23 protein-coding genes and 1 other RNA gene are annotated in these 23,148 nt (G+C 57.9%); 6 read left to right on the top strand and 18 right to left on the bottom strand.

Features of this window, described 5'->3' with window-relative positions:
* Nucleotides 1-92: 92 nt before the first annotated feature.
* From A0U92_RS04180 to cls, 5 genes are all read right to left on the bottom strand, one after another.
* Complete coding sequence (locus A0U92_RS04180; protein WP_077812130.1) at nucleotides 93-905, bottom strand: nucleotidyltransferase domain-containing protein; 813 nt, start codon at nucleotides 903-905, stop codon at nucleotides 93-95.
* A 252-nt stretch (nucleotides 906-1,157) separates the two neighbouring features.
* Complete coding sequence (gene trmB / locus A0U92_RS04175; RefSeq protein WP_077812129.1) at nucleotides 1,158-1,913, bottom strand: tRNA (guanine(46)-N(7))-methyltransferase TrmB; 756 nt, start codon at nucleotides 1,911-1,913, stop codon at nucleotides 1,158-1,160.
* Between the two features lie 10 nt (nucleotides 1,914-1,923).
* Nucleotides 1,924-3,111, bottom strand: a complete 1,188-nt coding sequence (gene metK, locus A0U92_RS04170; RefSeq protein WP_077812128.1) for a methionine adenosyltransferase — start codon at nucleotides 3,109-3,111, stop codon at nucleotides 1,924-1,926.
* 149 nt (nucleotides 3,112-3,260) lie between these two features.
* Nucleotides 3,261-4,067 (bottom strand): 4-hydroxy-tetrahydrodipicolinate reductase, encoded by an 807-nt coding sequence (gene dapB, locus A0U92_RS04165; protein ID WP_077812127.1) that lies wholly within the window; start codon nucleotides 4,065-4,067, stop codon nucleotides 3,261-3,263.
* Nucleotides 4,068-4,202: 135 nt separating this feature from the next.
* The gene (gene cls / locus A0U92_RS04160) at nucleotides 4,203-5,603 is read right to left on the bottom strand and encodes a cardiolipin synthase (protein ID WP_257788164.1); all 1,401 of its coding nucleotides are present in this window, start codon (nucleotides 5,601-5,603) and stop codon (nucleotides 4,203-4,205) included.
* 104 nt (nucleotides 5,604-5,707) lie between these two features.
* Here cls and A0U92_RS04155 point away from each other — a divergent pair, with 104 nt between their 5' ends.
* Nucleotides 5,708-6,079, top strand: coding sequence for a YraN family protein (locus A0U92_RS04155; RefSeq protein ID WP_077812125.1), 372 nt, complete (start codon nucleotides 5,708-5,710; stop codon nucleotides 6,077-6,079).
* Between the two features lie 84 nt (nucleotides 6,080-6,163).
* On the opposite strand, the gene A0U92_RS04150 is transcribed toward A0U92_RS04155, so the two are convergent.
* From A0U92_RS04150 to A0U92_RS04095, 12 genes are all read right to left on the bottom strand, one after another.
* Complete coding sequence (locus A0U92_RS04150) at nucleotides 6,164-6,487, bottom strand: hypothetical protein (protein WP_236748269.1); 324 nt, start codon at nucleotides 6,485-6,487, stop codon at nucleotides 6,164-6,166.
* A gap of 192 nt (nucleotides 6,488-6,679) precedes the next feature.
* A complete protein-coding gene (gene grxD, locus A0U92_RS04145) occupies nucleotides 6,680-7,015 on the bottom strand; it encodes a Grx4 family monothiol glutaredoxin (RefSeq protein ID WP_077812124.1) in 336 nt (111 codons plus the stop codon).
* A gap of 77 nt (nucleotides 7,016-7,092) precedes the next feature.
* Nucleotides 7,093-7,323, bottom strand: a complete 231-nt coding sequence (locus A0U92_RS04140; RefSeq protein WP_077812123.1) for a BolA/IbaG family iron-sulfur metabolism protein — start codon at nucleotides 7,321-7,323, stop codon at nucleotides 7,093-7,095.
* A gap of 51 nt (nucleotides 7,324-7,374) precedes the next feature.
* Nucleotides 7,375-9,585: a phosphoribosylformylglycinamidine synthase subunit PurL gene (purL, locus tag A0U92_RS04135; protein ID WP_077812122.1), complete on the bottom strand. Its 2,211-nt coding sequence runs from the start codon at nucleotides 9,583-9,585 to the stop codon at nucleotides 7,375-7,377.
* Nucleotides 9,582-10,283 (bottom strand): phosphoribosylformylglycinamidine synthase subunit PurQ, encoded by a 702-nt coding sequence (purQ, locus tag A0U92_RS04130; protein WP_077812121.1) that lies wholly within the window; start codon nucleotides 10,281-10,283, stop codon nucleotides 9,582-9,584. Before purQ ends, purL begins: the two co-directional genes overlap by 4 nt.
* Entirely contained in the window at nucleotides 10,280-10,684 is a 405-nt protein-coding gene (locus tag A0U92_RS04125; protein WP_077812120.1) for a Rap1a/Tai family immunity protein, read from the bottom strand. The genes purQ and A0U92_RS04125 overlap by 4 nt, the downstream gene beginning before the upstream one ends.
* Nucleotides 10,681-10,923, bottom strand: a complete 243-nt coding sequence (gene purS / locus A0U92_RS04120) for a phosphoribosylformylglycinamidine synthase subunit PurS (protein ID WP_077812119.1) — start codon at nucleotides 10,921-10,923, stop codon at nucleotides 10,681-10,683. The genes A0U92_RS04125 and purS overlap by 4 nt, the downstream gene beginning before the upstream one ends.
* Nucleotides 10,924-10,977: 54 nt before the next feature.
* On the bottom strand, nucleotides 10,978-11,742 hold the full coding sequence (gene purC, locus A0U92_RS04115) for a phosphoribosylaminoimidazolesuccinocarboxamide synthase (RefSeq protein WP_077812118.1): 765 nt from the start codon (nucleotides 11,740-11,742) through the stop codon (nucleotides 10,978-10,980).
* 238 nt (nucleotides 11,743-11,980) lie between these two features.
* Nucleotides 11,981-12,574, bottom strand: coding sequence for a sugar O-acetyltransferase (locus tag A0U92_RS04110; protein ID WP_077812117.1), 594 nt, complete (start codon nucleotides 12,572-12,574; stop codon nucleotides 11,981-11,983).
* Nucleotides 12,575-12,644: 70 nt separating this feature from the next.
* Nucleotides 12,645-13,994 carry an adenylosuccinate lyase gene (gene purB / locus A0U92_RS04105; protein WP_077812116.1) on the bottom strand — a complete coding sequence of 450 codons (1,350 nt, stop codon included), beginning with the start codon at nucleotides 13,992-13,994 and terminating at the stop codon, nucleotides 12,645-12,647.
* A 331-nt stretch (nucleotides 13,995-14,325) separates the two neighbouring features.
* Nucleotides 14,326-16,506: a TonB-dependent siderophore receptor gene (locus A0U92_RS04100; protein ID WP_077812115.1), complete on the bottom strand. Its 2,181-nt coding sequence runs from the start codon at nucleotides 16,504-16,506 to the stop codon at nucleotides 14,326-14,328.
* Nucleotides 16,507-16,564: 58 nt separating this feature from the next.
* Nucleotides 16,565-17,683, bottom strand: coding sequence for an LLM class flavin-dependent oxidoreductase (locus A0U92_RS04095; RefSeq protein WP_077812114.1), 1,119 nt, complete (start codon nucleotides 17,681-17,683; stop codon nucleotides 16,565-16,567).
* Nucleotides 17,684-18,008: 325 nt separating this feature from the next.
* Between A0U92_RS04095 and A0U92_RS04090 the strand changes: the two genes are divergently transcribed.
* Nucleotides 18,009-18,521: a hypothetical protein gene (locus A0U92_RS04090; protein WP_077812113.1), complete on the top strand. Its 513-nt coding sequence runs from the start codon at nucleotides 18,009-18,011 to the stop codon at nucleotides 18,519-18,521.
* Between the two features lie 52 nt (nucleotides 18,522-18,573).
* Here A0U92_RS04090 and A0U92_RS04085 read toward each other — a convergent pair whose 3' ends face one another.
* Nucleotides 18,574-19,641, bottom strand: a complete 1,068-nt coding sequence (locus tag A0U92_RS04085) for an alpha/beta hydrolase (protein ID WP_077812112.1) — start codon at nucleotides 19,639-19,641, stop codon at nucleotides 18,574-18,576.
* An 85-nt stretch (nucleotides 19,642-19,726) separates the two neighbouring features.
* Between A0U92_RS04085 and rnpB the strand changes: the two genes are divergently transcribed.
* The 4 genes from rnpB (at nucleotide 19,727) to ftsL (ending at nucleotide 23,035) form a co-directional block, all read left to right on the top strand.
* Nucleotides 19,727-20,116, top strand: an RNA gene (gene rnpB, locus A0U92_RS04080) — RNase P RNA component class A.
* Nucleotides 20,117-20,448: 332 nt separating this feature from the next.
* Nucleotides 20,449-20,925, top strand: a complete 477-nt coding sequence (mraZ, locus tag A0U92_RS04075) for a division/cell wall cluster transcriptional repressor MraZ (RefSeq protein ID WP_077812111.1) — start codon at nucleotides 20,449-20,451, stop codon at nucleotides 20,923-20,925.
* On the top strand, nucleotides 20,922-22,007 hold the full coding sequence (gene rsmH, locus A0U92_RS04070) for a 16S rRNA (cytosine(1402)-N(4))-methyltransferase RsmH (RefSeq protein ID WP_077812110.1): 1,086 nt from the start codon (nucleotides 20,922-20,924) through the stop codon (nucleotides 22,005-22,007). Before mraZ ends, rsmH begins: the two co-directional genes overlap by 4 nt.
* Nucleotides 22,007-23,035: a cell division protein FtsL gene (ftsL, locus tag A0U92_RS04065; RefSeq protein ID WP_077812109.1), complete on the top strand. Its 1,029-nt coding sequence runs from the start codon at nucleotides 22,007-22,009 to the stop codon at nucleotides 23,033-23,035. Before rsmH ends, ftsL begins: the two co-directional genes overlap by 1 nt.
* Nucleotides 23,036-23,148 lie beyond the last annotated feature (113 nt).

Genomic DNA, 23,148 nt, shown 5'->3' with positions numbered 1-23,148 from the left:
CAGCCTGTAATCTCGATCCGACTACAGGCCGTCCTTCTTTCTGACGGACATGGCGCGAAAGAAACATCCGCACACTCTGTCAGTGTCATTCTTCATGACACTGCACCACGGACAATGGCGCGGAACAGCATCTCCGCCTCTGCCTGCAAATCTGCTGCTGGCAGGACAGAAGCCTGCTTTCTGGCCCACTCGAATTCTGCTTCAATCAGTGAGTCGAGAATCAGAACAGATGGTCCCAAAGCATTTTCCTCCGCCTTCATCTTGAGGGCCAGCAGGCGTACGATCTCCCGCTTTTCTCCAACAGTCAGTCCGCCTCCGGCACAGAGTTTCTGAAAATTCATGGGTGGGACAATTCCCGGTCGCGTCCGTATCCACCGGATCGCCATTGCAGGTCGCAGGGCATAAAACAGTCTTTTATAATGAGTAACGCCCGTCTTCGCGTAGGCTATCTCCGCAAGATGTTTCTGCTGGCTTCCCAGACGCAGATAATGATGCAGATAGGCTGTCGAATCACCCGTCCTCCGCCCTAACTTCACGAGTTGGTCAGCCGCATCGCTCCATCGGTAATGAACAGGACTGGAAAGCCATTCGACAAGCACCGGGTTAGGCTTGAGAAGCAGGTTCAGCGCCTTGCGGATATCCCAGCCATTGATATCCCATATCTCGGTGACAGGCTGTTCTATGACATCCCGCCCCGGTGTGAGGGAAAGATACCAGCCTTCCTCATGCACATAGACGAACCGCACATCATAATCGCTGTCGGGAGAGGGAAAGCCCCAGGCCCGACTACCGCTCTCGACAGCGAAGAGGATACGGACAGCATGCTCCCTCTCGATCCCGGACAGCTTCAGGTCGATTTCTTTACGGATGACAGGATCGAGGTGAGGAAGACTGTCGAGCAGCATGGACGCACTTCTACAAAAGACAAGGCAGATACAGACCTCTGCCGATCTTTTTAATCTGTAATCCTCAACAGCGCCTTATTGAGAGCAAGAAGATTGCACTACTCAGCAAAAAAATCTGAAAGTACAAAGAAGTTTTTGGTGAAGCTTTTTCCAGAAAGCTTCATGGAATGCCGCCTCATGAGAAGGACGGCAGCTTGAGCTTTTACTCTTCCAAATAACGCGGAAGCAATCTCGCAAAAACTTTCCGGGACACTACCTGCGCACAAACGTCCAGTACATCGGCTGGCGGCCTGCCCGGATCGCCTTCGCCTCATAACGCGTCGGTGGCCAGCCTTCCGGACGCTCAAGCGCCGGTGGCGCTGTCTCGAAGAAATCCTGCTTGCCCATGACTTCTTCAACCCAGGCCTGATAGGTCGGATCATCACTCGCCACACGCCAGATCGCACCCGGCTTCAGCGCACGCGCGACAAACGGCAGATTACCGGGATGGACGAAGCGACGCTTGGCATGACGCTTTTTCGGCCAGGGGTCGGGGAACATCAGAAACATCCGGTCAAGCGAGGCTTCCGGCAGATGTTGCAACAGCAGGCGCGCATCATCATTCCACAGACGCAGAAACGGCGGCACCGGCGAGGTTGCTTCCTCCCGTGACGGAAACAGTGGCGCAAGAAGCGAGCAGAGACCGTTCTCGAACACTTCCGAGGCAATGTAACCAACGGAAGGATGCATCGCGATCTGGGAGAGAACATGCTCTCCCCCACCGAAACCGACCTCCAGCCAGACCTGCTCAGGCCGGGTATCGAAGGCTGCTTTCGGATCGGAGGCTTTATCTTCCGGAAACCTTATCCGGGGCAGCGCCTCATCCATCAGACGTTGCTGCCGGTCGCGCAGAGGGTGACCCCGCTGGCGACCATAAAGACGTTGAGCCGGCGGCTTCAGAGTGACAGCGGCTTTCTCGTCACTCTCATGCGGAGCAACCGCGCCACTCTCTTCACCCACCACACTCATCGTCCTGCTTTCAGCGGTTGAAAGCGTTACGCAGCGCGTCAACGAGGTCCGTGCGCTCCCAGGGGAACGTGTCACGGGCTTCGTCAGGCGTCCGACCGAAGTGACCGTATGCAGACGTCTCGGTGTAGATCGGGCGGTTCAGACGCAGATGCTGACGGATACCGCGCGGGGAGAGGTTCATCACCTCGCGCAGGACCTTCACCAGCTTGGCCTCGTCCACGTCATTGCCTGTGCCGTCGAAGTCGACATAGACCGAAAGCGGGTGTGACACGCCGATGGCGTAGGACAGCTGAAGCGTGCAGCGGTCGGCAAGACCGGCGGCCACGACGTTCTTCGCCAGATAGCGGGCTGCGTACGCTGCGGACCGGTCAACCTTTGTGGGGTCCTTGCCGGAGAACGCGCCGCCGCCATGAGGGGCCGCGCCGCCGTACGTGTCGACGATGATCTTGCGGCCTGTCAGACCGGCGTCGCCGTCCGGACCACCGATCACGAAGATACCGGTCGGGTTGACGTAGAATTCCTTGTCAGCCGGCATCCAGCCTTCCGGCAGCACGTCCTTGACGATGGCGCGCAGCTCGTTGCGGATGATATTCTGGTCCATGCCGTCGTCATGCTGTGTCGAGATGACAACAGACGTGGCTTCGACGGGCTTGCCGTTCACGTAGCGCAGGGTTACCTGGCTCTTGGCGTCCGGCTGGAGGCCAGCGGCACGCGGATCGCCAGCGCGACGCAGATCGCGCATCGTCTTGAGGATCTTGTGGGAGTAATACAGCGGCGCTGGCATCAGCGTCTCGGTCTCGTTGGTCGCGAAGCCGAACATGATGCCCTGATCGCCGGCGCCCTCGTCCTTCTCGCCCGCGCTATCGACGCCGACAGCGATGTCGGCGGACTGCGCATGCAGGTAGTTGCTGATTTCAGCATTCTTCCAGGAAAAGCCAGCCTGATCGTAACCAATGTCACGGATGGCTTCACGAGCCGCTTCGATCAGGCCTTCCGACGTGATGGACGACGGACCACGGACTTCACCGGCAAGAACGACGCGGTTGGTTGTCACCAGCGTCTCGCAGGCGACGCGCGCTTCCGGGTCTGCTGTCAGGTAAGCATCCAGAACCGTATCGCTGATCCGGTCCGCCACTTTGTCGGGATGGCCTTCGGACACCGATTCCGAGGTAAACAGGAAATCGCCTTGCTTGAGCATGATTGTGCCGACTGCCTCGCTATAGGGTGAAAGTTTCGCGTTTTGCGAAGATCTCGGTATTGAGAGTTCTGTCGTTTGGCGGATGACGGCGGCGGGGTCAAGTTGCAAGACCTGATATCCGCTATCAGCAGAACTCGTATCTTGCTGGCTCAGGAAAGACCGAGTACGTCTTCCATACTGTAAAGACCTGCTATTTTGCCTCTAACCCATTCAGCGGCCTGCACCGCGCCATCCGCAAAAACACGACGGTCGAAAGCGCGATGGCCAAGGGTGATCTGCTCGGTGGCGGACGTGAACAGCAGTTCGTGCTCACCGACGATCTGTCCCCCACGCAATGCAGCAAAGCCGATTTCACCCGTCTTGCGAGCGCCGCACTGACCTTCCCGCACAGGCGCACGCACATCGGACAGCTTGACGTCCCGGCCCTGCGCCACGGCCTCCCCAATCGCCAGAGCCGTACCGGATGGCGCATCGACCTTCTGGCGGTGATGCATCTCGACAATTTCCGCGTCGAACCGTTCCGCCGACAGCGCCATCCCCATCTCGCGGGCCAGCCTGAGCATCAGCGTCACACCTGCCGAGAAATTCGCCGCCTGCACCACAGCAATGGTCTGCGCGGCGTCATCCACCGCCCGCTGCTCAGACTCCGACAGTCCGGTCGTTCCCAGTATCCATGCAACACCAGCGCCCTTCAACGCTCTGGCATGATCGGCCACGGATGAGACGTGAGTGAAATCGATTACGACGTCAGAAATTTCCGCAAGCTGTGTCATATCCGTGCAGAGCGTGATCGAACCCTCTCTGGTGAGATCAGCCAGACTCAAGGCAGCCGCTTCCGGGTCGCGGCAGGTGCCGCCAACAACCACACAGCCAGCTTCAAGAGTACTTTTTAACAGCCCCTGCCCCATCCGTCCTGAAAGGCCCGCAATCCCGACACGCAAGGGAGTGTAAGTCATCACCGCACCACACTTCAGTTGTTGCCCATCGTGCCACTCAACCGTTTTCCGGCCAGGTCACCATCGACTGTTTCCGGCATTTTCCCTACGCCGTCTGGAGTCCCAATTCAATGGATCGCCCAATAGCGGGAGCAGTCAGAGATAGGGGGACAACAGGCGCATCGCGGCATCCCGCAATTTGACAGGGAGAGTGCGTTCATCAAGATCGTGGTGCGTGAGTCGCCCGCGCCGATGGCTGGATATGAAGTCGTCAATCTGCTCCGCAAAGCCAGTCCTGTAACTTTCCACGTTGATTTCAAAATTGAGCCGCAGGCTTCTGGTGTCAAAATTCGAGCTTCCGACAAACGCCCACTCCCGATCCACCACCATCAGCTTGGCATGATTGAAGGGAGGACCGCTCAGCCACACACGGCAGCCGGCGTCAAGCAGCGGGTGAATGTCTGCCCGACACGCCCAGTCGATGACACGATGATTGCTGCGACCGGGAATGACGACCTCAACCTGCACGCCACGCAGCGCGGCCAGCGCCAGTTCGGCCTGAATCCGTGTGCCGGGAAGGAAATAGGGTGTCATCAGCCGGACACTCCGCCGCGCCAGTGTGATGGCCTGCAAAACCGTGTATTCGATCTTTTCAAGATCCGTATCCGGCCCGGCTGTCACCACGCGGAGCAGGTCGGTCCCTTCTTCCGCAAGCGGTGGAAACCAGGTTCTTCCGGCCAGTTCCTCGCCACAGGTAAAGGACCAGTCCCAGGCAAAAGCTTCGGCCAGTTGCCTGACCACCGGCCCGCGCACACGGAAATGCATATCGCCGACACGGTTTGCAATGTCGGTCGCAGCGCAGTTTTCGTCACCGATATTCAGGCCGCCGATAAAGCCCGTCATACCGTCCGCCACCAGAATTTTGCGATGATTCCGGAGATTTATGAACGGCATACGCCACGGCAGAACCGAATGCAGGAACCGCCTGCAGGGCACGCCGGCCTCATTCAACGCCTTCGCAGCCCGACACATGAAATACCCTGCGCCAATACCATCGAGCAGGACACGAACGGCGACACCGCGTCGATGAGCATCGGTCAAGGCTGCGACAAATATTTTTCCAGTCTGATCATGCCTGAAAATATAGGATGACAGCATGATGCTGCGTTCGGCCTGCCTGATCGCCTCCAGCATCGCCGGGTAGGCATTGTCTCCGTCAATCAGGATATCGAGGCGATTCCCTCCGAGCAGCGGACGTCCGGTTATCCGACCGACCATTCGGGAAAGAGGCTTGAATGTTCCTTCTCCGCTCCGGCTCCAGCGAACCGCCGAATCTGAGTCGCCTTCCTGTGGATTGCGGGCTTTCACCAGTTTTCGCGCCAGACGGTGAACGCGATTGATGCCGAAGAAAAGGTAGAGGCAAACCCCGACAAACGGCATGACGCAGACCGTTCCGATCCATCCGATCGCTGCGGAAGTATCCCGTTTTGTCAGGAGAATATGGCCGGCCGCCACCATGACGACAGCACAATGACTGACCAGAAACCCATCCAGCAGAAGCGTTGAAGCCGTCGGCAGGATCTTCGCCCCCTTCCCTATCCGTTCAGGACGTTCTTTAGCTTACTGGACGGGACTGCGGACAGCGCCAAAGAGAGGCCTACATGACGCGACAACCGGAACGTGGCCGGACTGCCTGGCGAAACGGTGTTCAGGCGGAGAGCATTGCCGAACAGGCTCTCACAACGCACGGCTGGCAGATTCTTCTACGGCGGGCACGGACACCTCTGGGAGAGATTGATCTTGTCGCCCTCAAGGAAGGACAACTGAGTTTTATCGAGGTCAAGAAGAGGGCAACCTACGCACACGCGGCGGAATGTCTCAGCGCCCGGCAGCGCGGCCGGATTATGAAGGCTGCGGAGTTCCTCCTCGCCATCCATCCCGAATGGGCATACGACACCATCGTGTTTGATGTCATTCTGGTGGATGAAACCGGCATTCCCAGAAGAATTCGTAACGCCTTCTGGCAGAATTGAAGGCAGATGGAAGAGATTCAGACATAGAAAAAGCCACCCGACACTGTCAGGTGGCTTACAGCCTCACACTCCGGAAGAAAAATATCAGGTGCGATTACGCATGTGTGCAGCGTGCGACGCCTTCTTCACCACGTGAAAAGACACGAGATGAACCATCGGGTGAGCCGACTGCGCACGGGATGCCAGAACTGTGCGACTGCGTGAGGCGACCGCGGCATGACGTGCGGAAACATGATGCACGATGGGATGATAAACAGGCACAGCCGTGAGAGACTCGAGGGTCAACTTGCTGGCTTCATAATCGGAGATGATACGCTCGGCGTGAGCAGATTTGACATTGGCGACCATAACAACTGCAGAAATACCTGCCGTGATAATCGTCAGCTTCCGCAGTATCGTCCTGATCATTGTCATCCCCGGATTTCGTTTCTCCATGCGAGTATACGTCATTACGCCATACCCACAACCCGCTGAATCTCTCTAATTCGAGTAAATTACTATTTCATTTCTATCGTTCACGAAATATACTCTTCAAAAAGAACAAACAGAAAACAAAAACCTGCAACATCGTGGCGAAACGATATTGCAGGCCGGAAAACCTCACGCCGTGGCGGAGGCGATTCCGTTTTCCCTGAGCAGCGTCTGCAACTCGCCGGACTGGGCCATTTCCATGATGATATCGCAGCCGCCGATGAACTCGCCCTTGACATAAAGCTGCGGAATGGTGGGCCAGTCAGAGAAAATCTTGATGCCTTCGCGCATTTCAGGATCAGCCAGAACATTCTCGGCCCTGAACGGCACGCCAAGGTGGTTCAGCACCTGCACGACGCGGGCGGAAAAACCGCACTGCGGGAAATCCGGTGTACCCTTCATGAACAGCATGACGGGGTTTTCTTCAACGAGCGCCTGAATGCGCTGACCGACAGGTGTCGACATATCTGCTTACTCCAGTTTCCGGCAGGTCCCACAGCGATTGCGAAGACCACCCGGCTTCATTCAGAAATCGGGGACAGTCAGGGGGCTGACGTCTTGAGTGCAAGCGCGTGCAGCGTCCCGCCCATATGTCCTTCCAGCGCATTATAGACCAGCTTGTGCTGTTTCACGCGAGGCAATCCGCGAAAGGCTTCACTGACGACAGTACAGGCGTAATGATCGCCGTCGCCCGCCAGATCGTCGATGCTCACTTTTGCGTCAGGGAACGCCTTGTGGATGTAGGCTTCGATATCCGCCGCACTCATGGCCATGGCCGTTACTCCTTTTAAGGCCGGGAAACTACCCGGCCCGAAACATCATCTTCAGCGATCCATCAGGGCCGGGAAGAATGCGGCATGAGCCACATTCATACGCGCCGCGGACACCCTCGCCCCACTGGGAAGAACCAGAGAGTCGCCACCGATGGAAGCCGCCACGCTGACCGAAACACCAGCGTTTTCCGCGGCAGCAAGGAACGCCTTGCCGTCGCCCTCAACAGCAACCAGATAGCGGGCCTGATCCTCACCGAACCAGAATGCTTCCGGACGCATGCCGGACTGCGGCGGCTCAAGCGTGCAGCCATTGCCGGTCGCCATGACCATCTCGGCGGCGGCGATCAGAATACCGCCATCCGAGACGTCGTGACAGGCTTTCACCACGCCCGATGCAATCTGCTCACGCACGAAATCGCCATTGCGACGCTCGGCGGCCAGATCGACATCAGGCGCATCGCCCGTTTCGCGGCCAAGGATTTCCCGCAGCCAGAGCGACTGGCCGAGATGCCCCTTCGTTTCACCCACGAGGATCAGCGTGCCGTTCTCGGGCATACCGAGACCGACGTTCTTCGTGACATCATCCAGCACACCCAGACCGCCGAGCGCCGGGGTCGGCAGAATGGCTGACGTGGTGCCGTCCGGATTGCGGGTCTCGTTGTAAAGCGAGACGTTGCCACTCACGATCGGGAAGTCGAGCGCACGGCAGGCTTCACCGATGCCTTCGATAGCGCCGACAAACTGCGCCATGATCTCGGGCTTCTCGGGATTGCCGAAGTTCAGGTTGTCCGTCACGGCCAGCGGACGCGCGCCGGTCGCCGTGATGTTGCGCCATGCCTCGGCCACCGCCTGGGCGCCACCCTTCTTCGGGTTGGCGCGGCAGTAGCGCGGCGTGCAGTCCGTGGTCAGCGCCAGACCGATGGACGTATCCTCGATCTTGACGATGGCCGCATCCGCACCACCCGGGCGACGCACGGTCTGACCGCCGACCGTGCTGTCATACTGGTTCCAGATCCATGCACGCGAGGCGACGTCCGGACAGCCGACCAGACGGATGAGCGTCTGCTCCAGACCGAGCGGATCATGGATGTCACCAACCGGCTCCGGCGCAGGCAGAGGCGCGGTCGGACGATCATAGATCGGCGCCTGCTCCGCCAGCGGGTCCAGCGGAATCTCGGCTTCGACCTGCCCTTTGTGGCGCACGACGATGTTGCCGGTGTCGGTCAGATGACCGATGACCGCGAAATCCAGTTCCCACTTCTCGAAGATCGCACGGGCGACTTCGGTGCGTTCCGGCTTGATGACGATGAGCATGCGCTCCTGACTCTCGGAGAGCATCATCTCATAGGCCGTCATGTTCGGCTCGCGCTGCGGAACGGCGTCGAGGTCAAGGTCGATGCCGACACCGCCCTTGCCCGCCATTTCGACGGACGAGGACGTCAGGCCGGCAGCGCCCATGTCCTGAATGGCCACGATCGCGTCGGTCGCCATCAGTTCAAGGCATGCCTCGATCAGCAGCTTCTCGACGAACGGGTCGCCAACCTGCACGGTCGGACGCTTGGCCAGCGCGTTCTCGTCGAATTCGGCGGAGGACATGGTCGCACCGTGGATGCCGTCGCGGCCGGTCTTGGAGCCGACATACACCACCGGATTGCCAACACCCGCCGCAGCCGACAGGAAAATCCTGTCCTGACGGGCGACGCCGACCGTCATGGCGTTGACCAGCGGGTTGCCGTCATAGGCCGGGTGGAAGTTCACCTCGCCGCCGACTGTCGGCACGCCGACGCAGTTGCCGTAGCCGCCGATACCACGCACGACACCGTCCACGATCTGACGTGTGCGGGGTGTTTCCGGCGAACCGAAACGCAGGGCGTTCAGGTTGGCGACCGGACGCGCGCCCATCGTGAACACGTCACGCAGGATGCCGCCGACGCCCGTCGCCGCGCCCTGATAGGGCTCGATGAAGGACGGATGGTTGTGGCTCTCCATCTTGAAGATGGCGGCCAGTCCCTGCCCGATATCGACCACACCGGCGTTCTCGCCCGGACCGTGGATGACCCACGGCGCCGTGGTCGGCAGGGTCCGCAGCCACTTGCGGGAGGATTTATAGGAGCAATGCTCGGACCACATGACCGAGAACACACCCAGTTCCGTGAAACTCGGCGTACGGCCCATGATGGCGAGGACGCGATCATATTCCTCAGCCGACAGGCCGAATTCGCGGGCCAGATCGGCGTTGACCGCTTTCTGCTTGCTGCTCATCGGACCAGCGCCTCCACCAGACTGTCGAACAGGGGCTTGCCGTCTTCTCCACCCATCAGCGGATCAACCAGATCTTCCGGATGCGGCATCATGCCGCAGATACGGGAATTCGCGCTCAGGATACCGGCGATGGCGTCGAGGCTGCCGTTCGGATTGCTCTCGCGGTCAGCCGCGTCCACCGTACCGTTCGGCGCGGAGTAGCGGAACGCCACGCGGTCCTCGCCCTGAAGCGCCTTCAGCGTCTCGGGGTCCGCGACATAGTTACCGTCACCATGAGCGAGCGGCGTACGGAACACATCGCCCTTCTTCCAGCGGCGCGTGAACGGCGTCCCGGCGTTCTCGACGCGGAGATGGCAGTCCTGCGACAGGAAGCGCAGGCCAGCATTCTTCAGCAACGCCCCCGGCAGCAGACCGGTTTCCGTCAGGATCTGGAAGCCATTGCAGACGCCTAGGATGTGGCCACCTTTTTCAGCGAACGCACGGATTTCCCGCATGATCGGTGAATGAGCGGCCATCGCACCACAGCGAAGGTAATCGCCATAGCTGAATCCGCCAGGCAGAACGACGAGATCAAGCTCGGGAAGCTCGGTGTCCCGGTGCCAGAGGATTTTCGGAGCCTGACCGGTCACCGCCTTCAGGGCGATGGCCATGTCGCGCTCCCGGTTGGTCCCCGGAAAAACGACGATACCGGCTTTCATTTCTTCTGTTCCGCAGGCTTGGAGGGGGTAGCGCAGGGGTAGGAATCATGCAGCGCGGCGAAGACGCCTTCACCAACAGGTTTCTGCAGAACATCCTTATGCGCTTTCAGCCACGTGATGACCTTGCCCCGCATGGCGGCGCTTGTTTCATCGGCTGGAACACAGAAACCGGCAGGAGCGTTCGGGTCGCCCTCATTGCGGTCATTGATTTTTGAAAGAGCGCCAGCATCCGCCAGACCGGAGATGTAGGCGTCACACACGGACGCACCGGCAGGACGGGTGCAGATGCGACCGAAGTTTCCTGCCGTCATTGGGGAGATGCGCTGCGCCATGGCAGAATCCGCTGCAAACAGTCCAGACGTGAGCAGCAGAGCGGACGAAAAAACGGAAAAGCGGCTCATTTCACCACCTCTACAGCAAAATCCTCGATGACTTCATTGGCGAGAAGCTGCTTCGCCATCTCGGTGGCGCGCGCTTCAACTGCCGCCGCATCGGAACCATCGACATCCAGTTCGATCACCTTGCCGACCCGGACTTCCTTCACTTCCGGAAATTCCAGAACATGAAGGGCGTGGCCAATGGCCTTCCCCTGCGGGTCAAGCACACCCTCTTTCAGAGAAACAGTCACGCGAACCTTCATATCGCCCTCCGGCCTTCCGGCCTTACTCTTTCAAACACACCCTGAACGGCGTGTTCACTGCATTGTTTCAGAACCTTTGAGATCGCCATTTCCGGCCTCGGGCAGAATGCCGAGACGACGGGCGACTTCCTGATAGGCTTCTTCGACCTGCCCCATATCCCGACGGAAACGGTCCTTGTCGAGCTTCTCGTTTGTCTTGGAGTCCCACAGACGACAGTTATCGGGAGAAATCTCATCCGCAAGGATGATGCGCATCTCCTCGCCTTCCCAGAGACGCCCGAACTCCAGCTTGAAATCGACCAGTGAAATCCCGACGCCGGCGAACAGCCCCATCAGGAAATCATTCACACGCAGCGACATGGCGACCATGTCATCCAGATCATGCGGGTTGGCCCAGCCGAACGCCGTGATATGCTCCTCAGCCACCATCGGGTCACCGAGAGCATCGTTTTTGTAATAATACTCGACGATCGAACGCGGCAGACGCGTGCCTTCCGGAATACCAAGACGCTTGGCGATACTGCCTGCGGCGATGTTCCGGATCACGATCTCCAGCGGAATGATCTCCACCTCACGGATCAGCTGCTCCCGCATGTTGATCCGGCGGATGAAGTGTGTGGGGATACCGATCTCCTGCAACCGCAGCATGATGTATTCGCTGATACGATTGTTCAGGACACCCTTGCCGGTGATGATACCATGTTTCGCGCCATTTCCTGCCGTGGCGTCGTCCTTGAAATACTGCACGAGGGTTCCGGGTTCCGGCCCTTCAAACAGGATCTTGGCTTTACCTTCATACAACTGGCGGCGGCGGGCCATGGTCGTTCTTGCTCACTCTCGGCTAGCGGGAAGATTAAAACAGACCAACCCGCAGTTTTCCGGCCCAACACAGGCCTCCTGCGGCTGCCTCTTAGCAGCCTTCGAAGCGAGATGATACTGCCGGGTTGGAGAAACGCACGTGGGTAACGCCGCGCTGAAAGAACGCTTCGGCATTAAACATACATATTAGATACATGTTATTTTCTGCAAAAAACCGGCAAAAAAGCGCTTAATCCGCTCAAAAAGCCGAAAAACCGGTTCGATCGTCCAGAGTGATGGATCGTATGACCCTGCATGGCACACCCGCCGCGATGACGTTGGAAGGAATATCCTTCGTCACAACACTTCCTGATCCGATAATGCTGTTATCGCCGATCGTGACGCCGGGATTGATATGAACTCCGGCCCCGATCCAGGCGCGGTTTCCAATCTTCACAGGTCGGGCGCAACAGGCCCCGGCGACGCGTTCATCGGGATCAATGGCATGATTGGCCGTATAAATACCGACCCGAGGGCCAAACAGCACGCTGTCGCCGATGGCTACCGTCGCGGCATCAAGAATGATGCAGTCGAAGTTGGCGTAGAATTTTTCACCGACGGAAATATTGAAGCCAAACTCGCACCGGAAACGGGGTTCGAAATGGGCTCCATTGCCCACGTGATGCAGAAGGGTCCGCAGGAGCTGCTCACGCTCCGCCTGCGGACGACCGAAACTGTCGTCGTAACGGTCAGAGAGATGGACGGCCCGCGCCCGGGCTTCAACCAGTTCGGGCGTCAGATCGTTGTAACAGAAACCCGTCAGCATGTGCCGACGCTGCGCGATCAGATCCATCTGCGACCGTCCACATTACGCTTTATAAAAAATTGAAACCGTCTTTCCGGAAAGACGGTTTCAGGACCAGTCAGGCCTGCGGACCGGCCTCACCGAAGATCAGCTTGTAGCGTTCATCGACGGCTTTCAGGTGCGAGCGGCTGTCCATGGCGGTGTCCAGCACTTCCGGGGCAATCCGGCCGGCGATTTCCGGATCAGCATCCAGATTCTCGCGGAAAGTCCTGAATCCCGGCTTGCCGAGCTTGGTCCATGTCTCCATCGCGCAACGCTGTACGATGCGGTAGGCGTCCTCACGCAGCACACCGGCGCGGGCCAGAGCCAGCAGCACTTCGCCGGAATGCACGACACCGCCGAGGCTTTCGATGTTGGCGGCCATCTGGTCCGGATAAACCAGCAGCTTGTCCATCATGCCCGCCAGACGGGCCAGCGCGAAATCGAGGCCGATTGTCGCATCCGGGCAGATGTTACGCTCGACCGAGGAGTGGCTGATGTCGCGCTCGTGCCACAACGCCACATTCTCAAGTGCCGGAATGACAGCGGCACGCACCAGACGGGCCAGACCCGTGAGATTTTCGGACAGGACCGGATTCCGCTTGTGCGGCATCGCGGAAGAGCCCTTCTGACCCTTGTGGAAGAACTCTTCCGCCTCCCGCACTTCCGAACGCTGGAGATGACGCACTTCCGTCGCCAGACGCTCGATACCGCTGGCGATGACGCCCAGTGCACAGAAATAGGCAGCATGACGGTCGCGGGGAATGACCTGTGTGGAAACCGGCTCCGCCTTCAGACCAAGCTTCTCTGCGACATAGGCTTCGACACGTGGATCAAGATGCGCGAACGTGCCGACAGCGCCCGATATGGCGCAGGTGGCGATCTCGGCACGAGCCGTTTCCAGACGCGTCCTGTTGCGCTCGAATTCGGCGTAATGGCCTGCCATCTTGAGACCGAACGAGGTCGGTTCGGCGTGGATGCCATGGCTGCGGCCAATGGTCAGCGTGTATTTGTGCTCGAAAGCCTGCTTCTTCAGCGCTGCCAGAACCGTATCGAGGTCGGTGAGCAGAAGGTCGGTCGCCTGCGTCAGCTGGACCGAAAGGCAGGTATCGAGCACGTCGGAAGACGTCATGCCGAGATGCACGAAACGACTGTCCGGACCGATCTTTTCCGCGAGCCATGTCAGGAAGGCGATCACATCGTGACGGGTCTCGGCCTCGATGGCGTCGATGCGGTCAAGGTCGGCCTGCGAGAACGCGGCCATCGCGGCGTCGCCCTTCTCGCGGATAGTGCGGGCGGATTCCTTGGGGATCTCGCCCAGTTCAGCCATAGCCTCGCACGCCAGCGCCTCGATTTCGAACCAGATCCGGTAGCGGTTTTCGGGGGCCCAGATAGCCAGCATTGCGGGTCGTGTGTAGCGAGGCACCATGGGCGCGTTTCCTCTTTCTGCTCAAAATCCGGCTGCTACGAGCCTCATCACCGCGACCATTGGGGAGCATCGGAACGTCATGAAGCGCTCTCGCGCCCTGACAGAACGGCTATTCCCCTTATGGTCTTTTGAGCGTCCTAGAACATTTCGGCTGGCGACGGAATGGCCTGAGCCGTTCTATCCGGGTTTTCTGCCGTTTTGAGGTGCTCTATCAGGCCACGTTTTATAAAAACGGTCCAGAACTGGCGTCCTTGGCTCCAGAAATGCTTGTAATTAAAGGAGCGTAAAGGACGTCCGCCTCTTACGCTCCTCCCTCCCGGCAGCCTGTTTTCTACAGATCGAAACGCGCGCTCAGCGTCACAGTGCGGGGCGCGCCGGGAAACAGATTCCGGCTCCCCCTGCTCAGCCAGTAACGAACATTGCCAATATTCTCGACCGCCGCCCGAAACACCATCGGATGCCCCCCGACATTCACAGCATACGAGGCCCCCACATTCCCCACGATGTAGGATGGAAGGCGGATTGTGTTGGCGGCGTCAAGCCAGTTCCGTGAGACAAAATTGAAACCGGCGTTCACGCTGAGCCCCTTGACCGGGCGTATCCGGTAATCGGCATTGAAAGCAGCCTGAAAAGGCGCAACCGCTTCCAGTTTGTGGCCTGTATAGCCGACAGCGGCCTTCACATATCGGGCGTCCAGATAAGCAAGGCTGCCATTGACGTTCAGATCCCGCGTCAGGAGCCACGAGGCCGATGCTTCCACACCCTGATAACGGGACTTGCCGTCCTGAACATAATAATTCTGGGCATTCGTATAGGCGGCGCCTGTATCCATACGGAACACGGCGAGCGTGCCACTGAAGGTTTTACGCTGCACCTTGATACCGGCTTCGTACTGATCGCTTCGTATCGGGCCGAACACCTGCATGTAGTTCACATTGCTTGACCCCGCCTGCCCTCCAGCCTGCATGGCCTGCACCCAACTGAAATAGGCATTGATTTCCGGCGTAATCTTGTAGCTCAGGGAGACGATGGGCGTAACCGGATTGTTACGATGAGCTGCTGTCCTGCTCCCTGTTGTCGAATAATCGTTCTCAAGATAATCCGTGTAACGGGCTCCGGCCATCAACGACCATTTTCCATAACTGAACGTATCACTCCAGAATGGCGAGACCTGCTGGTAATCAATGTAGCGATATATGCGGGGACTGAAATGCGTTGCGCTGGTGATGATTGGTCTCCCATCATGGATATTGCCGTATTCGAGGGGACCATTGGCGCCAGAGTTGGCATCCGCATCGAACATCTGCCTTAACCAGGTGATCCCGGCGATGACATCATGATGTATCGGTCCGGTCGTGAAATGTCCCTGTGTGATGGCATCGACCTGATGATAGGTCAGGACGCGCATCATCTCGAAAGCCCGGCTGTAATAATTCCCGTTCGGGTTTGTAAAAGTCACCTGGTTGGACGGAAACTGCTCATCGAGATGTGTGTAGCCATAGGTCAGCGCCGCAGACCAGTTTTTTGCAAACTCCCAGTCGAATCCCGTACTGAACCGCTTCATGTCATTCGTCTTCCAGGAATCTTTCGCACCGAAGACAGAGCGTCCGCTGATGGTCTTGATGGCGTCCACACCATTTGCAGACGCGATCGTGTTGACCATTCCTTTCTGGAGAGTATTCAGGTAAAAACTGTTGAAGTGCCAATGCAGTTTATCAGTAATACGCACGTCTGTAGTGAAAGAGGTTGAAAGATTTCTCACAAAACTGGCGTTGTACTGGTTCCCGACCTCACTTGCGAAAGAAAGGCGTGTCTGGATACGATGGGCAGAATCAAGAGAACCGCCGACATCCAGCATCTGCCGGAAAACCGCATCTGAACGGTAGCCCGCTTCCAGCGTGACTTTCCTGTTTTCCACCGGGGCTTTCAGACGGTAATCCAGAACGCCACCCGGCGATCCGAAACCATACATGAAAGCGGATGCTCCCTTGAAAACCTGAATGGTGTCAAAATTCGCAACAGGCAGGTCGATATACCAGTAAGGGATCGCCATCCCGTCGATTTTGTAACCGTTGGTCCAGTCGAGATTGAGCCCGCGCACGCGGACACTTGAGCCTGACGCCGTGGAGGTTCCGTTGGAATTGGCCTGAACACCGGGTTCATAGCGCATGACATCATTGATGTCGGATGCCTGCATTGCTTCAATCTTGGCGGCTGAAATGGAACTGACCGAAAAAGGCGTGTCAAATTCAGATCTGTTTCCAAGCGCACCCAGAGGGACATGCCGGGCAAGACGGGGAGCATTCCGGACTGTTCTTACCGTAATGGCTTCCGATCCTCCCGTAACATGCTTTGGAGTTATGGTATGTTTTTCAACAGCCTCAGGTGCTGCTGCCTGCGGGTGGAGCTTACGCGGCGCATGACCCACTGAAGCATGTGGTGTTGCGGCATGCGCTGCAGAAATACCGGATAGCGAGGCGATCAGAAAGGAACGCAACCCAATGTGGGCCATAAAAACTATCTCCGAAAAACGATGACTGGCAGGATGTGTTTTTGAATATTACTTTATATTATCTGCCACATCGTTCTTCACGCTCAACGAGCGCCCTTACGCGGGGAATAAGCTCGCTGCCATAGGTCAGGGCGTCTGAAAGCGGATCAAAGCCACGGATCAGAAAAGTCTCGATGCCGATCCTGTAATAACGGAGCAGGCTTTCCGCGACCTGATCCGCAGTCCCTACCAGCGATGTGGAGTTCCACCGACCACCAGTCGCCTGAGCGACACCCGTCCATAGCCGTTCATCATGGCGGTTGCTTCTGGCTGCAATTTTCTGAAGACGTCTTGATCCTTCATTCGTCGGCAGATTTTCAGACGTAGGCTTCCGACCTGCACGGTCAAGACCGATCCCTGTCGGTCCTTTCTCTTCTTCCTGCCGCTTTTCAAGAAGCGCCTGAATGGACGCAGCCCGCTCCCACGCCAGTTCTTCCGTTTTTTCTATGATTGGACGGAAAGAAACGGAAAACCTGATCTGCCTGCCATGTCGGGCAGCCGCATCCTTTACCCGCCCGACCAGTTCACCTGCCTCCTTGAGAGGTTCACCCCACAAGGCATAGCCGTCAGCATATTTGCCCGTGACAGCAATGGCTTCTTCAGATGCCCCACCAAAATAGATCGGGATGCCGGCAGTTCTGACCGGCCTTACATCCGAATGCGCGCCTCTGACCTGATAATACTCGCCATGATGGTCAAAAGGTGCGCTCTCCTGCCATTCCTGACGAACGATCCGGATATATTCAGCAGCGCGACTGTATCGCTCCGCTTTCGTCAGATGATCGCCGTCCGCCTGCAATTCCCTGTCATTTCCACCCGTAATGACGTGCATGGCGATACGCCCGCCGGTCAATTGGTCCAGCGTTGCAAACTGACGGGCGGCAAGAGTAGGCGCCGCGAAACCGGGACGATGGGCTATCAGCAATCCCAGACGTTCCGTTGCCGATGCCGCATGCTGTGCGACCAGCAGACTGTCGGGAGAGGTCGAATGGAACGCGATCAGGGCACGATCAAAACCACCCCGTTCCTGTATAAGGGCGCTGCTGGCAATATACTCGGGATCTACAACAGGCCCATTTGGACCAACGACCTCCGTCTGCTCCTGAGCGCTGACATAACCAATAAATTCGACAGACATTATCCGATGATCCTGAGAGAGATACGCTTCCCAAGAATGAATTGGATCATGGGGAAAATCACATCAGAAATACTCAAATAAAATATAATGGAATATCATATTTGTTAACTTACAACAATTTACAATAAATTATTTTATTTATAAATAGTTATATTTACATAACATAGAAATTTTCGATAAAAAATCACAATAAACAAAAATTTTTATTTATAAAATTTTCCAATTTCAGTCCGTTGATTTCGGGATAGCAGTTACGCTTTCCACCATCTATCTCCGCATTCCCTGTGGCGCTAAAGACTGCGGAAACAGAAAATCAGGAGCTTCAATGAGCGCTACATGGGGCGATTTTCAGGCTGTCATTCAGCTTTCAGCCGGTCTCAATGTCGCCATACTGAGCTTTGTCGATATCAGCCTTCCCGCCATCAAGGAGCGTCGTCGCGTTTTCGCCAAGGCGCGTCAGGAACTCGATATCCACCGCAAGAATCCCCATAAACGGACGGCGGAAGAGAAGTCCAGTCATGCCGACGCCGTGGGCGAAGTTGACCGCATGCTGTTCGATCTGTGGCGGGAAACATCCGCCTTTGAGGCCATTGAAGATTCCCTGATGAAATCGACCGGTGTTTTCGGAATTTTTGGCGCGATCCTCGGGCTTGGGCTGCTGTGGTATTCAGCCGTGCATTATGACGCCGAGATGCCACTTCTGGGCGAAATCCTCACCATGCTCTCATTCCTCTCGCTCGCAGGCGCATTTCTGATCAATTTCTTCACCGCCTCAAAAGCCTCCACCTACGCCAAGCGGTGCAACGAATTGCGGAATCACATGCGCACCTCTCTATGAGCAGCGGACACGAAATCGCACCCGGTTTAACAGACCAGATGATCGCTCATGCCTATGCCCTGAACGCCGTCCGCAACGCATGTCCGCTCTGGCGCAGAACACGACGCGCCTTTCTCATCATGGGATAAAACAGCAGGAAACCATGCAGCGCGCCGCGCGCGCAGGTATAGCTGACCATATTCCCCGCCTGCGTGAGGCGCCGGGCATAAAGCGCCCCCTCATCCCTGAGCGGATCACACTCTGCTGTCACGATCCATGCGGGAGGTAGCCCGGACAGGTCTTTCTGTAATGCCGGAGCAAAGTCAGGATTGAGCAGATCATCCTCCGACGCGGCATACTGACTCCCGTACCATTCCATCATGGCTTTCGTGAGGAAATAGCCCTGAGCGAATTTCTCACGAGACGGCGTTTCCTCGCGTCCAAGCGTGGCCGGATAATAGAGCGCCTGCATGACGGGAGCCGGAAGTGACGGGTTTGCGCCATTCCGATGGACCTGTCTTACTTTCTGGCACAGAACGGCCGCCAATGTTCCGCCCGCACTATCTCCCGCGACTGCAACCGAACCACCCCATCGCCAGGCTTCCGCCGCCAGCCAGTTGAAAGCTGCCCAAACATCTTCGACCGCCGCTGGAAATTTACGCTCGGGCGCAAGACTGTAATCGAAAGACAGAACAGCAGCGCCGGACGCACGCGCCAGACGGCAACAGATCCCGTGATGGGAGTTGAGCCCGCAATGCACAAAGCCGCCACCATGGAGGAACAGAACAACGCCCCTTACCTTTCCGTAAGGAAGATAGAATCGCGCCGGTCTCAGTTCCGCAGCGCCCGGCACACGCAGATCAATGACCCGTTTCAAGGGAAGCGCGGACAGACGCATGGGAAATGACGGGCGATTTGTGAGACGCCTTATATAGGCAAGCGACGCAGCTGATACCGTATGAGGAATGACCGGGGCTGCCTGCGAAGCCTTGAGAGTCTGCCGGTGTTTGCGACGTTTCTGACTGGCGGCATCAAGTCCCCGCAGCAGAAGACGTGATGTCAGGTCCGGTCTGTCCCTGACGGAATAACCGGCAGAACTTCTGACAGAAAGACGTTTCTTGAGCATTTCAATCTTCAGCATGACCTCAACAGGCTGTGGCTTACATCAGAATATGTCCAGTCCGTATCTTGACGGAACAGTCCTGCGCGCGCAGGGTCCGCGCCTGCCAGACGGTCGGGCGATCGCTGTTGCCTTTCAGGTGATGGAGGAAAGTCCGGGCTCCACGGGAGAACGGTGCCGGCTAACGGCCGGCGAGGGTGACCTCAGGGAAAGTGCCACAGAAAACAAACCACCTCCCGGGCCTGCTCGCAGGCTGGAGGCAAGGGTGAAACGGTGCGGTAAGAGCGCACCGCGCTTCCGGTAACGGCGGCGGCAGGGCAAACCCCACCGGGAGCAAGACCGAATAGGGACGGTAGGCAGCCTGACTGCCAAAGGTTCTCCCGCCTTCCGTCCGGGTTGGTCGCGCGAGGCGTGTTGCAAGACACGTCCCAGAGGAATGATCGTCACGGTCTCTTCGGAGAACGGACAGAACCCGGCTTACAGACCGTCTGGCACACTCCCCACTCCCTGTGACCCACAAAAGAAACGAGATTCTTCTTTCGAAGGATCAGCCCTCCGGCAGATCTCAAACGGGTCGGAATTTTTAATATAGCGATAAGAAATTCCTAAAAGAACATAACGAGAACATCCATCCTTGTTAACGGATACCTGCATTCTGGAAACCTTTTAGGAACGAAGTAAGACCTATTTGTCTTTTTTCGCAGTTTTCTGCCAATTTTTATTACAGATTCATTTGACGTCCCATAAAATCCCATGGTATCCCAGAATCAACCAAACGGTCCCAATGAGCTCGGGCCGTAACCCTGCGCATGAAGGATTTCTCACCCGGTGAGCGTGTTTCTCGGCACACACCAGAATCGAATCGACGCCAAGGGGCGCGTTTCGATTCCAGCCGGGTTTCGCACGGTCCTGCGCAATCAGACGGTGGAAGGAGAGGCTCTGATGGTTCTGCGCCCCTCCCATACCCAGCCCTGCATTGAAGCGTGGCCATCTGCCGCTTTTGCTTCTCTGGCGCAGCCGCTCGACAGACTCGACATGTTTTCAGACGAACATGACGACCTCGCAGCGGCGCTATACGCCGACGCCTATCCGATGGATTCTGATCGTGAAGGCCGGATCATCATTCCCGATTTCCTGAGAGAACATGCCGGTCTTTCCGACAGCGTGGCTTTCATGGGACTCGGGCGCATCTTCCAGATATGGGAGCCTCAGGCCGCGGAACAGCGCCGGGCTGAAGCGCGGCTCCGTTCCCGCCGCGTCACCCTGCCGGGCAATCGCAACGGCGAGACGGGAGGGGTGGCATGAACGCGATGAACTCCCCCGTTACCGCCCCTCCGGATTACGATCCCGGCCATGTCCCGGTCATGCGGACCGAGGTCGTTGAGATTCTCGCTCCCCGAGAGGGCGAGGTCTATGTGGACGGCACCTTTGGCGGTGGCGGATACACAAATGCCGTTCTGTCAGCCGCAAACTGTGTGGTCTGGGGCATCGACCGCGATCCCGACGCCATTACGCGCGGCGAAGCGCTTGCCCGCGTGTGGGGAGAAAACCCGGATGGCGCGCCGCGCCTGCGGATGCTGCACGGTGGTTTCGGCACAATGCAGGATATGCTGCGTGCGGCCGGGGCAGATCATGTCGATGGCGTCATGCTTGATCTTGGCGTCTCTTCCTTTCAGATCGACGAGGCCGAGCGCGGCTTCTCCTTCCGGCACGATGGTCCTCTGGACATGCGGATGGGAAAAGCCGGTCGTTCAGCAGCGGATATCGTGAACAAGGCGTCCGAAGCCGAACTGGCCGACATCTTCCATTATTATGGAGAGGAGCGACATGCGCGCCGCGTGGCGCGCACTGTCGTGGAAGCCCGTAAAAGCGCTGAACTGACCACAACCCTTCAGTTGGCTGAAGTCATCCGCTCCGTCGTGCCGTCTGACAAATCCGGCATCGACGCCGCGACACGCAGTTTTCAGGGGCTGCGGATCGCGGTCAATGACGAGCTCGGGGAAATCGAACGCGGACTGGAACAGGCGCTCGCCCTTCTCTCTCCGGGTGGCCGACTGGTCGTGGTCTCTTTCCACTCTCTGGAAGACCGTATTGTGAAACGTGTCATGGCGGCGGCGGCGGGTCAGGAACCCGGCCTGTCGCGCCATGACCCGCGCTCCATGAGTCGCGGACAGAAAGCCGTGTCGTTCAACCTCATGTTCCGCAAGGCGATGAAGCCTTCAGACGAGGAATGTCGGCGCAACCCACGGGCACGAAGCGCCAGGCTCCGCGCCCTTATCCGGCTGGGATCGTCAGATGATGGCGCCGGTTCAGAAACCTTGCATGCGAAGCCTATGGCGAATGTCGGCGCTGGCTCCGTGAAATCTTCCGACAGAGGAACAGTCTGATGTTCAGGCCCTTTACTTTCTTCTGCGCGCTGCTGGCCGGTTCGTCGGGAATGTACCTCTACACCAAGAAACATCAGACGACCGTTCTGGATCAGCAGATTTCAAGAATTGTTGGCGATACGCAGCATATCCGTCAGCAGACGGCCGTGCTGCAGACGCAGTGGGCGCTCCTCAACCAGCCTGACCGCCTGAACCACCTCGCCGCCCGTTTTGACTCCAGTCTGAAACCGATGGAGCCGAAGCAGTTCGTCCGCATGAGCGACCTCAGGCAGCATCTGCCATCCGTCGAGAGCGTTCATGATGCGGTCGTAGCCCGCGCCGATGCGCCTGTTGCACCGACCGCGCCATCAGAATCCCGTAGCGTCGCGCCGGTCGCCATGGCAGCCAACAGTGCTCCGGAACATGACCACGTTCGGGATACCGTCGTGAAACCGGCGCCGTCGGTCGTTGCGGAAACTTCCGTCAGGAAAGCACCTGTTGTTCTGGCCAAGGCCGACACACCTGCTCTTCCAACCCACGCGCATGACGCGCGCATGACGGACGCCCACACGACGACCGAACTGCGCAGGCTGACGGGTGAGAGCCCGAAACCCCAGACGCTGGCCCTGTCTGACGCCCCACAGGCTGGTGCGCACAAAAGCCAGCATCATGCAGCCTCCACTGCCTCGACATCGACCGATGCGCTGGCTCTGGCGCTGGGTGAAAAATCCGAGACAGCGACGGTTCACCACGCCGCAGCCCATACAGTTGTCGCCGACAGCGGTGTGACACGCCATGTCGCCACGCATGAGGCGACAGACCTGACCGACACAACGCACGCAACACATCATGCCGCGACGACACGTGTGGCTCTCGGTGACGCACAGCGCCACTCTCCGGCATTTTCCTCGCCTGTAACTACTGTTGCGGCATGGCGTCCGGCAGCGGCTCCGCGCTATGTGGAGGCCCGCGCAACCTATAGCGGGTCATTGCTTGGACGATCGGCGATCGGAGGGGGACTGCCCCCGCCGATGCCTGTTTCAAACTAAGGCCACAGTTTATTGTTCTAAATGTCTCGTGCCGGCCTGACCGGCACAGACTCTTTTTCAGCTCTTCATTCCGGCACACGTTTTTTCACATGTTTCCGGGCCCTCGAGGATAC

This window comes from Acetobacter aceti, from assembly GCF_002005445.1.
Classification (GTDB): domain Bacteria; phylum Pseudomonadota; class Alphaproteobacteria; order Acetobacterales; family Acetobacteraceae; genus Acetobacter; species Acetobacter aceti_B.
This window is presented reverse-complemented; position numbering and strand designations above follow the sequence as displayed.

Coding starts and splice junctions, on each gene's coding strand:
- A0U92_RS04180 (WP_077812130.1), bottom strand. CDS start 905: ATGCTGCTCGACAGTCTTCCTCACCTCGATCCTGTCATCCGTAAAGAA.
- trmB (WP_077812129.1), bottom strand. CDS start 1,913: ATGAGTGTGGTGGGTGAAGAGAGTGGCGCGGTTGCTCCGCATGAGAGT.
- metK (WP_077812128.1), bottom strand. CDS start 3,111: ATGCTCAAGCAAGGCGATTTCCTGTTTACCTCGGAATCGGTGTCCGAA.
- dapB (WP_077812127.1), bottom strand. CDS start 4,067: ATGACTTACACTCCCTTGCGTGTCGGGATTGCGGGCCTTTCAGGACGG.
- A0U92_RS04155 (WP_077812125.1), top strand. CDS start 5,708: ATGACGCGACAACCGGAACGTGGCCGGACTGCCTGGCGAAACGGTGTT.
- A0U92_RS04150 (WP_236748269.1), bottom strand. CDS start 6,487: ATGATCAGGACGATACTGCGGAAGCTGACGATTATCACGGCAGGTATT.
- grxD (WP_077812124.1), bottom strand. CDS start 7,015: ATGTCGACACCTGTCGGTCAGCGCATTCAGGCGCTCGTTGAAGAAAAC.
- A0U92_RS04140 (WP_077812123.1), bottom strand. CDS start 7,323: ATGGCCATGAGTGCGGCGGATATCGAAGCCTACATCCACAAGGCGTTC.
- purL (WP_077812122.1), bottom strand. CDS start 9,585: ATGAGCAGCAAGCAGAAAGCGGTCAACGCCGATCTGGCCCGCGAATTC.
- purQ (WP_077812121.1), bottom strand. CDS start 10,283: ATGAAAGCCGGTATCGTCGTTTTTCCGGGGACCAACCGGGAGCGCGAC.
- A0U92_RS04125 (WP_077812120.1), bottom strand. CDS start 10,684: ATGAGCCGCTTTTCCGTTTTTTCGTCCGCTCTGCTGCTCACGTCTGGA.
- purS (WP_077812119.1), bottom strand. CDS start 10,923: ATGAAGGTTCGCGTGACTGTTTCTCTGAAAGAGGGTGTGCTTGACCCG.
- purC (WP_077812118.1), bottom strand. CDS start 11,742: ATGGCCCGCCGCCGCCAGTTGTATGAAGGTAAAGCCAAGATCCTGTTT.
- A0U92_RS04110 (WP_077812117.1), bottom strand. CDS start 12,574: ATGGATCTGATCGCGCAGCGTCGGCACATGCTGACGGGTTTCTGTTAC.
- purB (WP_077812116.1), bottom strand. CDS start 13,994: ATGGTGCCTCGCTACACACGACCCGCAATGCTGGCTATCTGGGCCCCC.
- A0U92_RS04100 (WP_077812115.1), bottom strand. CDS start 16,506: ATGGCCCACATTGGGTTGCGTTCCTTTCTGATCGCCTCGCTATCCGGT.
- A0U92_RS04095 (WP_077812114.1), bottom strand. CDS start 17,683: ATGTCTGTCGAATTTATTGGTTATGTCAGCGCTCAGGAGCAGACGGAG.
- A0U92_RS04090 (WP_077812113.1), top strand. CDS start 18,009: ATGAGCGCTACATGGGGCGATTTTCAGGCTGTCATTCAGCTTTCAGCC.
- A0U92_RS04085 (WP_077812112.1), bottom strand. CDS start 19,641: ATGCTGAAGATTGAAATGCTCAAGAAACGTCTTTCTGTCAGAAGTTCT.
- rsmH (WP_077812110.1), top strand. CDS start 20,922: ATGAACGCGATGAACTCCCCCGTTACCGCCCCTCCGGATTACGATCCC.
- ftsL (WP_077812109.1), top strand. CDS start 22,007: ATGTTCAGGCCCTTTACTTTCTTCTGCGCGCTGCTGGCCGGTTCGTCG.